Consider the following 12,438-nt stretch of genomic DNA (forward strand, 5'->3'; position numbering starts at 1 on the left):
GGTCGGGCCGGGGCACCCAGCCCCGGCCCGATCCTTACTCAGCAGGAATCCGGTTTCAGCGCGAAGTCGGCCGTCACCGACGTGCCCTTGGCGATCTTCACCTGACGGGTCTGCGGCTGCCAGCCGTCCCGCGCGACGATCAGCGTCAGCGGGTTGTTCCGGTAGTCCAGCCACAGCACGTAGTTGCCGGCGGCGTCGGTCTTGAGCGTGTACGACGCCGTCCAGGTGTCGATCTGCACGGTGGCACCGGGAATCGGCGCCGACCCGCCCTTGCACGCCAGCCCGGTCACCGTGCCGGTGATCTTGCCCCAGGTCGAGGGCGGTTTCACCGTGAACGTCACAGGAATCGGCGCGACCGGGTGCGGCTCGACCGCGCCGACCTGGAGCGTCGCCGTGTAGGCGCCGGGCTGCTGCAACGCGGAGGCGTCCAGCTGCACGGTGAAGGTGGCCGACTTGCCGGGCGCGATCGTCACCGCATTCGTCGGGGTGACGGTCATCCACGGGATGGACACGTACTCGCCGCACTGGTCGTAGCCGGGCAGCAACTGGTCCTGCGTGGTCGGGCTGAAGCCGCCGGCCGAGCCGCCGATCCGGTAGAACCCGCAGGCGCTGCCGCCGCGGAACAGCGTGGCGTTGGCGTTGGGCAACGGGCCCCAGTTGTTGGTCGACGGGTCGTAGGCGTAGCCGGCGTTGGTGAGGCTGCCGTCCTGGATGCCGCCCGACACCACCAACTGTCCATTCGCGACGGTGCTGGACGCCGCGAACACCGACACCGGCAGGCTGGCGATCGGCGACCAGACACCGCCCGCCGGGTCGAGCCCGTAGCCGATACCGACCTGGTTCAGGCCGCTCGCGCCGCCGGCGCAGTACAGCTTGCCGGCGATGGTGCCGCAGCTGGTCCAGCTCAACGGGGTCGGCAGCGACGGCCCGGCCGACCAGGCGTTCGTGGCCGGGTCGTACACCTGCACATCCGTTACGCCGCAGGAATCCTGGAGACAGCCGCCGATGACGTAGATCTTGCCGCCGACCACCGCGGACCCCATCGCCGAGTACGCCTTGGGCATCGGCGCGCCGGTGCTCCACGCGTTGGCGGCGGTGTCGTAGATCTCCAGGTCACCGTTGGGCGGTCCGGACACACCCCAGCCGCCGGCGAGGTACACCTTCGTGCCGATGGCGACCGCGAACGGATTCTCCCTGGGCTCCCTGAGGTCCGCAATCGGCGACCAGGCCTGGGTTCCCGGGTCGTAGACGTAGTTCTTGGCGGTGAGGTCGGTGCCGTTGAGGCCGGTGAACGAGTACACCTTGCCGTTCACCGTCACGGCGGCGTTGTCCATGATCTTCGTCGGGTAGTCGGCGACCGTCTGCCAGGCGGCGGCCGGTTCGAGGCTGTCGGCTGGTGCCGTTTTCACCTTGCCCAGCAACGGACCGGTGCTGAAGTCGCCCTTGATCTTCTGCAACGGCGCTGAGACCTGCGCCGCCGGCGTGTAGCCGCCCGGCCGCGGGTCGAGGCGCACGTCCGCCGGCGCGCTGCCGGTGTTGGTCACCTTGACCGTGGCGGTCGCATTCCCCTGCCAGGCAACGCTCTTGCTGATCGTCGTCGGACTCACGGTGAGCCGTGCCGAGTCAAGTGCGAAGTCCAGCGGCGTCGCGCCGTCCGGCGTGATCGTGGCGGACTTCGTCGCGGTGACGTAGTTCGTCGCCGCACCACTGACCGGCTGGGTTCCGGTCTGGGTGGAGAAGTACCAGTACGAGCCGTCGGCGGCCGTCGCGGCGTGTCCGCCGGCGCTGGTCACCGAGGCACCGGCGAGCGGCACGTTGGCGACCTTGTCGGTGACGTGCCCGGTGACCAGGCCGCCCGGCGTGACGGTGCAGGTGTGGTCGCCGACGAAGACGTCGTCGACCTCCCACCAGAAGCCGAAAGTCTGCTCCACGTAGTGGAATCGCACCTGCACGGCCGACTTCCCGACCGCCACCGGCAGCGGCAGCACCTGCTTGCCCGTCGCGCCCTGGGAGTTGTGCCGCCACACCGGCGTCCAGGTCGCACCGCCGTCCACTGTGTACTCGGCGGAAGCGTTCATCGAGTCGCCGTACGCCTCGAAGTCCGTGCCGAAGGTCAGCGTCGGATCGGTCGCCGCGCTGAGGTCGTACACCGGGCTGGTGAGCGTGGTGTCCTGGTTGCCGGAGTCCAGGTTGCTCTCGGCGACGGCGAAGTTGCCGCTGCCGCCGGTGTTGTTGCTGCGGCCGCCCGGGTTGTCGAACTCCCACGCTCGGCTGCCGGGCACGTTGTTCTGCACGGTCCAACCGTCCGGCGTCGATGCCCCGTCGAACGACTGCGTGGCGCCGCTGAACTTGTCGCCGTAGCCGGGAGCCCCGCAGGTCACCGGGTCGACCTTGATCGCCACGTCGTGGCCGACGGCCGCCTTGCCGACCGGAACCTGTTGCGAGTCCTGAAGATAACCCGGATACGACGGGTCGACCTGCACGGAATAGGTGGCGCCCTGCGGCACCGTCAGCACGTATCGGCCGGTGATCGGGTCGGTGTGCACGGCGGTCGTCGGCTGGCCGGCGACCTGCACCTGCGCCGCCAGCGGCCAGCCGTGGCCGGAACCGTCCCGCACCAGACCGGAAATCGTGGTCGTCGGGATGACCGCCAGGGTGAAGTTCTCCGTCACGGTCTGGCCGTCGCCGACCACGACCCCGCGCACGGACGCATCCGTGTAGCCGAACTTGCTGGCCGTGGCGTCATACGCCCCGGCGGGCACGTCCAGCGTGAAGTGCCCGGCGGCGTCGGCGTTCGCGGCCAGGTCACCGACCTTGACCACCGCGCCGGCCAGCGCCTTGCCGGTGTTGTCGCTGACCGTGCCGGTGACCGCACCGGTCGGGCCCGCCGTGAACGCCGCGGTGCCGTTGGGCGTGCCGAGACCGGTCGGGCCGTCGTAGCCGGGGCCGCCGGTGCACAGGTACGCCGGCGTGCACTTCCCGTTGCTGCCGGCGGTCACGTCGTTCAGCGCGCCGGGATCCTTGTACGGGAACGTGTTCGGGTACGAGCCGGCCGGCGGGGTGCCGGCCAGCGCGTAGATGCCGGCGACGATAGGCGAGGACACGCTGGTGCCGCCCATGACCACCCAGCCGCCCTGCACGTACACCGCGACCGGCGTGTTCAGGTCGGCGACGGCCGAGACGTCGGCGACGGTCCGGTTGGCGCAGCCGGAGTCCTTCTGCACTGCCGGCTTCGGCTCGTACGCCGAGCACCCGCTGCCGCTGCCCGGCCACACCGACTCGGTCCAGCCGCGGGTGCCGCCGTCGCGCTGCAACGTGGTGCCGCCGACCGCCGTGACGTGCGGCGACGAGGCCGGGAACTCCGAGCCGTAGCCGTAGTCACCGGCGCTGACCGTCATGACGACGCCCGGGTGGTCGTAGTAGGCGCTGTCGATCTGGAGCTCCGACGGGTCCTCACCGGCGCCGTAGCTGTTGGAGACGAACTTCGCGCCCAGCGCCACCGCCTCGTTCACCGCCGCGCCCATGTTCGCCACGGTCGGGTCGTCGGCCTCCACAAGCACGATGTGGCACCTCGGGCAGGTCGCCGACACCATGTCCAGGTCCAGCGCCTCTTCGCGCTGCCAACCGGTGTTCGGCCCCGGGTACTGCGTGCCGCCGCGCTGGTCCACGCGTCGGAAGCAGCCGTTGGCCGTGGTGCAGGCCGGCAGGCCGTACTGCTGGCGGTAGACCGCCAACTCCGCCTCGGCGGTCGGATAGTCGTAGGCGTCGACGATGGCCACGGTCTGGCCGTCGCCCGCGGTCGCTGACGGCAGGTTGTAAGCGCTGTCCAGGTCGCTCGGGCCATAGCCGGCCGGGGCCGCGTCCGCGTGCACACCGGCCGCGCCGTGCACATCGCTGCGCTGCAACGCGAAGCAGGTGACTTCGCCGGGTTTGGGCGTCTGCGGGCATACGTGCTCGGCGGGATGCTGTGTCGGCGGCGCAGGGGCAGCCGACGCCGTCGCCACGGGCGTGAGCGCCGCAGCGACGGTCGCCATGACCGCGAGCAGGGTTCGTAATGCGGGCATGCGTGTCCTTTCGCTGGCGTGGCGGCCAACGAATTCGATCTTCGCACCGCGCGGTCCCGGAAAACCGGACAAGAACCGGACCGCGCCCCGCAATTTTTTGATACTTGACAGAAAAAGGGGCCGAACGGGTTACACCGCACCGAGCTCGTCCCGAGGACGTGACCCACTCGCGTCTCGACGGCTCCCCCAACGCAGGGAAGGACGCCTTACCCGCGTTCAACGAGGGTAAGGCGTCCTTCCCTGCATGAGGTCAGGCCCGGTAGCGGCGCAGGATCCGGTCGACCAGGGCCGGGGCGTCGCCGATGTACTGGGCGGGGTCGAGGAGGTCGTCGAGGGGCAGGGCGGTGTCGATCTTGCCGGCGAGGACGTCACGGAGGGACTTCCCGGACGCCGACGCCTCGCGCGTGGCCTCGCCGAGGAGCTTCTTGGCTACGGCCTTGCCCAGCACGGGGGCCAGCGCGACGTTCAACCGCTCGCTGACGATGCTGCCATCGGACAGTGCCAGGTTGGCGGCCATCCGCTCGGGGAAGACTTCCAGTCCTGCCAACAACTCCGCGGCGGTGTGGGTGGCCCCGCCGACGAGACGCAGGGCTTCCCGCAGCGGCTGCCACTCGGCGTGCCAGGCGCCGCCGGGACGCTCGTCCTCGGCGACCATGCTGGCCGCCAGCACGGAAACCTGCGCGGGCACCTGACGCGCGGCGGTGACGATCATGGTGGCCAGCACGGGATTGCGCTTCTGCGGCATGGCCGACGACGCGCCCCGGCCCTCGGCGGCGGGCTCGGCCACCTCGCCGATCTCGGTGCGGGACAACACCTGCACGTCGATGGCGATCTTGCCCAGGGCGCCGGCAACGAGTTGGAGGGCGTTGCCGACGTCGAGGATGGGCGTGCGGAGGGTGTGCCATGCGGCGACGGGCTCGGCGAGCCCGAGCTCCTCGGCGAACGGCGCGATCAGCGGCTCGCCGGCGTCGACGCCGGCAAGCCGCCCGTATTCCACGTACGCGGCGAGGGTTCCGGCCGCGCCGGCCAGTTCGGCCGGCAGCACCAGGGACTCCAGCCGCTCGATCGAGTCCAGCACGAGCGAAAGCCAGCCGGCGGCCTTGAGCCCGAACGCGGTGGGCACGGCGTGCTGGGTCAGCGTCCGCCCGGCGATCAGTGTCGTCCGGTGGGCCACGGCCATCGAGGCCAGCGCGTCCGCGCACCGCCGGAGATCCGCCAGCAGCAGGGCACGAACCCGTTGCACCACCAGCATCGTGGCGCTGTCCAGAATGTCCTGACTGGTGGAGCCGCGATGCACGTACTCGGCGACGTCGGCCGGCACCAGCTTCATCAGTGCCGGCACGAACGCCACCACCGGGTTGGCGGCCCCCCGCGAGGCGACCGCCAACTCGACGACGTCCAACTGGTCGGCGGACACGGCGGAGATCGCCTTGGCGGCGCCGTCCGGCACCACGCCGAGGCGCGCCTGCGCACGGGCAAGCGCCGCCTCGACGTCGACCATCGCCCGCAGCCACGCCTCGTCGTCGGTCTCGCCGGCGACGGGCGTGCCGGCCCACGTCGGGGCCAGCAGCCCAGCATCCCTACCGGTCACGCCGGCCTCCCTACCTCCCTCGCCGATGCCGCCGGCACGGACAGCGCGGCGCGGGCGATCGCGTCCGAGTCCTCCAGCGTCACCGAGCCGACGCCGGGCCGGATCCCGGCGGCGGTCACCCAGTGAACGTACTCGGTGGGCACGCCGTAGGCGAAGCGAGCGGGATGCGGCTGGTTCGAGGCGTCGATCACCCGGTACGGCCGCGCGGTGACCGCCACCCCGCCGCTCTCGAACGACTCCGTGCCCTCGTCGGGAATCTGGAACGAGCGGCACTGCCCGGTCGCCTTCAGATACCGCAGCAGCGGGTTGGCGCTGCGGTGCAGGTCGACGTCCGGGATCCGCGCCTCGATCAGCGTGGTCACCGCGATCGGCGGGGCCGGCACGGTCGTCGCGTCGACCATGAACGTGTCGCCCAGCGACACGCGGACGCCCGGGCCGAGCACGCTCAGCACGCCGGCCTCCAGCAGCGCGGTCATCTCCTCGATACGGCGCAGCGGCGGGCCGATGGACAGGAAGGCGTTGAACGGCGTGTACCAGCGGGCGAGCTCGTCGCGGTAGGAGCCGCCGGTGATGCCCCCGTGGTCGACGATCATCCGGATCTCGTTGCGCAGGTCCCGAAGCGTGTCGAGGGCTGCCTTGAGCGGGCTCGAAACGTTGCCGCGCCGGGCTTCCCGAGCGTCCGAGCGGAGATAGCCGAGCAGCCAGCGCTGGTAGTCGGCGCGATCCTCGAACGCCTTCTCCCCGTACGGCTTGGCGATCCGCTCCCAGTTCCACAGCTCGTCCGGCCGCACGCCGAACCGGGTCAGCAGCTCGGCGCCGTCGCCGCCGGCACGCAGCGCTTCCACGTACAGGTCGAGGAATTCGGTCACCTGGGCCGAGTTCAGGCGATCCTCGAGCAGGGTCGAGTAGTAGACCGCCCGTACCTCCATGTCGACCAGCGGCCAGACGTCCCGCATGAACCGCACCCCGCCGGACCGGCGCAGCCGCTCGATCACCGGCGGCGTGAGGAACAGCGGCGTGTGCCGGCCGACCGGACCCTTCTGGTTCTCGCCGCGCGCGTGGTGCGGGATGCCGCGGCGGGATCCCGCGTACAGCACGGGTTCCTGACCGGACGGGTGGTAGACGAGGCCGTCCTCGGTGCGCTCGAAGCGGCCGCCGCGGCCCTCGGTGAACAGCGCCAGGTAGTCGAAGAAGTTCAGCCCCAGACCGCGCAGCGCCACCTTCTCACCCGGCTCGATCCGGGACAGGTCCAGGTCGGCGGGGTTGCTCGGCGGGATGTAGGTCAGCCCGCGCGCGGCCGCGAAGTCGCGCAGCTTGGTCTCCTCGGGCGTGAGAACCACCGGACCGTGGCCGAGCGCCAGCACCACGGCGTCGATGTCGTCTACGGTGGACCCGCTCTTGAGCCGGACGGTCTGCCGGCCGTCGGGCTGGTCGTCCACTGCGACGGCGGTGCCGCTGTGCACCGTCACGGACACCTCACCGGAGTCGGCGACCAGCCGGTTGAACACCCCCGCCAGGTAGTAGCCGTAGATCGCCCGGCTGGGATAGGAGTCCGGGCCCAGCCGGAACGCCTCGTCCAGTACCCAGTCGGGGTATTCCGAGCCGGAGATCGTCTTCGCCCACTCGTACAGGCTCGGCCCCGGCACGACCGGACCCTCGATCGGCACGCTGGCGTCGGTGTACAGACTCACTTGCGACGCAACGGTGTTCATCAGCAGGCGGTCGGACTGGGTGGTCCGCCACACGCCGCCCGCGCCGGGCGGGTACGGGTCGACGACGTGCACGTCCACCGGTCCCGAATGATTCGCGACTATCCGCTCCAGCACCGATGTGCCGCGCGGACCCGCCCCGACGATACAGATCTTCACCGGACCACCTCACAGACTCCGTCCCGCCAGCAGGACACCGTGGGCCGCCATCCCAGCTCGGCGCGAGCCTTCGCGTTGTCCGCGCCGCGCTGTCCGGTCTGCTGGTACGCGCCGTACCAGCCGAGCAGGCGCTCCCCCAGTTCCAGGGGAATCCGTTTGGGTTCCGGCGCGCCGAGAAGCTCGGCGTAGCCGGGAAGCCAGGAGTGCGCGGGCGTTGGCTCGTTGTCCACGATGTTGAAAACGCCGGACGCAGTGTGGCCGACGGCCAGCGCTGCCGCCAAGGCCGCGTCCCGCACTTGAACGAAAGACGTGAGTCCGCAGCCGTCTCCCACCAGGGGAAGCCGGCCGAGCCGTACGGCTTGTCCTATTGCGCCGGACGCGTCGTACTGGGTGTACTGGCCGTACAAACTGCCGTACCGCAACACGATCGGCGCTATGTCCTCGGCGCCGAGCACCGTTGCCTCCAGGTCCGCGACGGCCCGGACCGTCATGGACCACATGGCGTCCGGCGCGTCCACGTACAGCGGCGCGTTCTCGTCGAGCAGCGGGCCACCTTCGGGCGTAGTGGCGAAGGCGATGCTCTGCGCCACGATCCGCCGCGCGCCGGCCTTCCGCGCCGCGTCGACGAGATTCGCGGTGCCGACCCTGCGCACGTGGGCGGTTCGTTCGAAGACCTCCCAGCGAGTGTCGCCGCTGACCGGCCGCAACGCAGTCACCTGGTGCACAACGACTTCCGGCTTCGCCGCGGCGACAGCGGCCGTCAGCCCGGGAGCATCAAGCAGATCGGCGGCGACCACGGCGTCCGCCTCCAGGTCGGAGTCGGGCCGGCGGACCAGCGCCGTCACGTGATGCTTCTCCCGCCGCAGCAGGGGAAGCAGTTCCCGCCCGATTACCCCCGTCGCGCCGGCCAGCAGCACCCGCATGTCCTCAGCCTCTCCGTTCGGCGATCCGCATCAGCAGGCGGCACTCGGGATCCCCGTGCCGCAGGCATCCGGTCGCCCTGTTCTCGGTCAGGGTCACGCCGAGGCCGTCCGACCAGCCGGCGTGGATTTCCGTGCAGGGGCACTGGTATCCGTCGAGGGAGCCCGCCATCCGGACCATCACCACGGCGAAGTTCTGCCGCATGGTGAGCTCCAGGAGCTCGTCGTCGAGCGCCGTCACACCGCCGTCCCGCAGCTCGTTCGGGAACATGATGTCGGCGCAGCGCTCGTACAACTTGGCCAGCGTGGCGGCATCCGTCACCGGCTCGCCGTGGGCCCGCGCGACCTGCTTTCCCACCCGCGTGGCGACGAACCGCATCGCCTCGGCGTTGATCTCGTTGGCGACGTCCTGGCCGTAGCGGGCGGCGACCCCCTGGTACCAGCGGGCGTCGTGCAGCCACCACAGCCGGTACACCTCCATCGGAGAGCCCACCGTCACAGGCCTTCCGCGCGAGCGACCAGCTCCCTGGCCCGTTCCCGCATCACACGCTTGAGCACCTTGCCGGTGACGCCGACGGAAACGTCCGTGTAGTCCATTCGCAGCGCCCTGGTGATCGGCGGGAATCCGTGCCGCGCCAACACATCGTTGACCCACGCCGTGAGGTCGGCCGGCTCCTCGGCCCCCGCGAACTGCAACAGCGCGTACGCGTCGCCCACGCCGTCGCCGTCCCAGTCGGCCCGCACGCCGTCCTCGACGATCGCCGTCACGGTGCAGTCGACGAGCTCCGGGAGGTTGGCCAGCAGCAACTCCTCCGTGCGGGTGCTGAACACGATGCCCTCACGAGTGCGGATGGCGTCCGGAGCCCGGTCCAGGTGGTAGAAGTTGCCCTCGGCGTCCTGGTACGCCAGGTCGCCGGTGAGCCAGTAGCCGCCCAGGCGCAGCCGATGCCAGGTGATCGTGTCGTTCCAGTATCCGGGGGTCAGCGTCGGGGACTTGACGCCGAGCCGGCCCACTTCCCCGGCCGGCATCGGACGCCCGTCCTCACCCAGGACGGCGGCCTGGGCAAAGCTCATCGGCTTGCCGATGCAGCGGCCGAAGGAGGCGCTGCCCGGCCGGTGTCCGTTGTGGAAGATCGAGTAGCCCGTCTCGGACGAGCCGAGGCCGTCGGTGAACACCGAGCCCGGCACCCGCCGGGGCTTGAGGTCGGGGCCGACCTCCTCGTGGCTGCCCAGGCCCACCAGCACCCTGATGTGCGCCTCGTGGGCGGCGTCGCCGGTGTTGTAGTACGCCTCTATGCTGGAGGTGTCCCACTTGGACAGATCTGCGGTGGCCATCTGCGCGTAGGTGCCGGAGAAGCCGAAGACGGTGGTGGGCTTGAACTCCTGCACCGCGTCGAGCACGTCCTCGCCGCGCTGGCTGGACAGCAGCATCACCGGCGAGCCCAGCAGCAGCCCGAACATCATCACCGACATGGCGGCGTTGTGGTTGCCGGGCAGCGCCACCAGTAGCCGGCCCATCGAGCCGCCGACGGACAGCTTGAGCCGGTGCAGCTGCGCGTAGAGCAGCGTCTCATGGGTGTGGGGCACCGCCTTGGGCATGCCGGTGGTGCCGGACGAGTGGGAGATGATGATCGGGTCGGTCTTGTCGTGCCGGTACGGCCACGACGCCGGCAGCTGCTCGCGGTGCGCCGGCTTGACGTCCTCCGCGGTGACGACGAAACCCAACTCACCACTGAGGGTTTCATGCCGCTCGGCGTCGGTGATCGCGCCGGAGGCACCCTGCCGTCGGATGTACTCGCGGGCGATCTCCGGGCGCAGCTTGGCGTTGGCGAAGGACGGAATCGCGCCGAGCGAGTTCACTGCCATGAAGTTGATCGCGAACTCGGTGCTGGACGCTGTGAGCACGCCGACCACGTCCCGCGGCTTGATCCCCTTGCTCGCGTAGAAACCGGCGTAGGTCTCGACTGCCTCGTACAGCTCGCCGAGCGTGAGCACCTCGGGGTAGCTGCCGTCCGGAGCCTGCCAGGTGCCGTCGGTCCACAGCACCGGCTCGTCCAGCGGCCGCCCGTACTCCTTGATCCGGTGCAGAACGTTGCCGGCGCCCAGCTCGGTGTCGGCAGCGATGCGCGCGCGCTCTTGTTTGGAGATCACTTCGAGTCCCTTTCCAGCAGGAGCGCTGACGCGCCGTCGTGGGTCGGTGGGGTGCGGCCGAGCAGCCGGTACGCGGCCGCGATGCGCTCGTCGGCGGCCAGCTCGACGGTGAGCAGCAGCACGGCGTCCAGCTCCGGGTCGGTGAGCAGCAGGTCGGCGGTGTCCAGCGGATCGTCATCCACTGTGGACACGCTGAGCAGCGGGCCGCTCAGGTCGAACTCGCGGCTGAGGTAGCCCAGCACGGCGTTGGCGGTGGCCTGCATGAACAGGATCGCGTTGTGCACCTGGCCGCCGACGAGCAGCCGGCTGGCCAGGCCGGTGGTGGTCGAGTCGCCGGCGAGGCTGGTGACGATCACCGCCAGCCGGGAGCCGTCGAACTCCCGGCCGCGCAGGCAGTCCGCGGCGGCGCGGTAGGCCAGAGGGTTGAAGGCGGATTCGATGAAGCCGGGAACCGGCTCGGCCTCGACACATTCGGTCCGCGCGACGGTGATCATGGCTTCTCCAAGAGGATCGCCGTGTTCATGCCGCCGAAGGCCGCGTTCAGCGACAGCACCCGTCGCGGCGCGGTCCGCCGCGGGCCCTCCGTCACATAGTCCAGGTCACAGGCCGGATCCGGCGTGAGATACCCAGCGGTCGGCGGCAACACCCCGTCCTGCAAGGCCAGCAGCGACACCACGAACTCCACCGCCCCGGCGGCTTCCAGCATGTGGCCGGTCGTGCTCTTCGTCGAGCTCACGGGGGTATCGCCGCCCAACGCCGCCCGCAGGCCATTCGTCTCGGCACCGTCGTTCAACGGGGTCCCGGTGCCGTGTGCGTTGACGTAGTCCACATCGGACACACCTGCTCGACGCAATGCCTGCCGCACGGCCGAAGTGATGCCCCGCCCCTCGGGGTGCGGCTTGGCGATGTGGTAGGCGTCCGATGCCACGCCGAAGCCGGTCATCCGGGCCAGTACCTGAGCGCCGCGGCGCGACGCGTGCTCCTCGGATTCCAGCACGATCGCGGCGACGCCGTCGCCGAGCAACAAACCGCTACGACCGGAGGAAAACGGCCGGATCACGCCGTCGCGCGCGAGCGCCCGGCCGGAGTCGAACTTAGCCATGTTCTCCTCCTCGACCAGGTACGCCCCCGCGCACAGGGCAACGTCCTGGCGACCGGCGGCGATCAGCCGCCAGCCGTGGATCAGCGCGGTCGCCGAGGCCACGCAGGCGTTGGTGAACGCCAGCCGCGGCCCGCGAAGCCCCAGCCGGTCGCCGAGGACTCCGGCGAGCACCCCGGGGATCGACTCACCCGGCCGATACGGCTGGCCCCGCGAGAAACGCGTCACCGCCTTCCAGTCCCCGGCCGACCCCAGCAACACAGCGGCCTGGACGGCGGCCAGTCCGGCCATGTCGACGGCGTCGTCGGCGCAGCCGACCAGCACCTCGACCAGCTCGGGGTCGCCGGCCGCGGCGGCGGTCATCGGCGTACGGAACGGCGCGGGATCGAAGCGCCGGGACGGCGCGAACACCTGTGTGCCGGTGAACACCCCGTCTCGCAACGCCTTCTCGCCCCAGCCGAACGCCGTGAACACGCCGTACCCGGTGACGACGACCCCGCCGGTCATGTCCGGACCGAGTTCAAGTACGACGTGATCCGCGCGATGGACGTGAACTCGTCCAGGTCCGAGTCCTCCGGGTCGGCGTCGACCCCGAACCGGGCCTTGGCCTGGTGCAGCAGCCACACCAGCGCCATCGAGTCGATCACCAGCTCGGCATCGGACGGCAGATCGGCCGGCAGGTCCGGAAAGATGCGCTGGTCGGCCAACAGCTCCCGGACATCCTTCTCAGTCACAGTCCCCCCTC

At 70.5% G+C, this 12,438-nt stretch carries 9 protein-coding genes; all 9 read right to left on the minus strand.

Annotation, left to right across the window (positions count from 1 at the left end):
* Positions 1-38: 38 nt before the first annotated feature.
* The 9 genes from BCF44_RS16030 to BCF44_RS16070 all read right to left on the minus strand — a co-directional run bounded on the left by BCF44_RS16030 (position 39) and on the right by BCF44_RS16070 (position 12,427).
* Positions 39-4,064, minus strand: coding sequence for a carboxypeptidase regulatory-like domain-containing protein (locus tag BCF44_RS16030; RefSeq protein WP_116175093.1), 4,026 nt, complete (start codon positions 4,062-4,064; stop codon positions 39-41).
* A 250-nt stretch (positions 4,065-4,314) separates the two neighbouring features.
* Positions 4,315-5,655, minus strand: a complete 1,341-nt coding sequence (locus BCF44_RS16035; RefSeq protein WP_246015129.1) for a class-II fumarase/aspartase family protein — start codon at positions 5,653-5,655, stop codon at positions 4,315-4,317.
* Complete coding sequence (locus tag BCF44_RS16040; protein WP_211353044.1) at positions 5,652-7,523, minus strand: FAD/NAD(P)-binding protein; 1,872 nt, start codon at positions 7,521-7,523, stop codon at positions 5,652-5,654. Before BCF44_RS16040 ends, BCF44_RS16035 begins: the two co-directional genes overlap by 4 nt.
* On the minus strand, positions 7,520-8,446 hold the full coding sequence (locus BCF44_RS16045) for an NAD-dependent epimerase/dehydratase family protein (RefSeq protein WP_116175094.1): 927 nt from the start codon (positions 8,444-8,446) through the stop codon (positions 7,520-7,522). The genes BCF44_RS16040 and BCF44_RS16045 overlap by 4 nt, the downstream gene beginning before the upstream one ends.
* A gap of 4 nt (positions 8,447-8,450) precedes the next feature.
* Positions 8,451-8,924: a hypothetical protein gene (locus BCF44_RS16050; protein ID WP_116175095.1), complete on the minus strand. Its 474-nt coding sequence runs from the start codon at positions 8,922-8,924 to the stop codon at positions 8,451-8,453.
* Positions 8,925-8,938: 14 nt separating this feature from the next.
* Positions 8,939-10,594 carry a class I adenylate-forming enzyme family protein gene (locus BCF44_RS16055; protein WP_116175096.1) on the minus strand — a complete coding sequence of 552 codons (1,656 nt, stop codon included), beginning with the start codon at positions 10,592-10,594 and terminating at the stop codon, positions 8,939-8,941.
* Positions 10,591-11,088 (minus strand): hypothetical protein, encoded by a 498-nt coding sequence (locus tag BCF44_RS16060; protein ID WP_116175097.1) that lies wholly within the window; start codon positions 11,086-11,088, stop codon positions 10,591-10,593. Before BCF44_RS16060 ends, BCF44_RS16055 begins: the two co-directional genes overlap by 4 nt.
* Positions 11,085-12,200 (minus strand): beta-ketoacyl-[acyl-carrier-protein] synthase family protein, encoded by a 1,116-nt coding sequence (locus BCF44_RS16065; RefSeq protein WP_116175098.1) that lies wholly within the window; start codon positions 12,198-12,200, stop codon positions 11,085-11,087. Before BCF44_RS16065 ends, BCF44_RS16060 begins: the two co-directional genes overlap by 4 nt.
* On the minus strand, positions 12,197-12,427 hold the full coding sequence (locus tag BCF44_RS16070; protein ID WP_116175099.1) for an acyl carrier protein: 231 nt from the start codon (positions 12,425-12,427) through the stop codon (positions 12,197-12,199). Before BCF44_RS16070 ends, BCF44_RS16065 begins: the two co-directional genes overlap by 4 nt.
* Between the last annotated feature and the right edge of the window lie 11 nt (positions 12,428-12,438).

The organism is Kutzneria buriramensis, from assembly GCF_003387475.1.
GTDB classification, from domain to species: Bacteria; Actinomycetota; Actinomycetes; order Mycobacteriales; family Pseudonocardiaceae; genus Kutzneria; species Kutzneria buriramensis.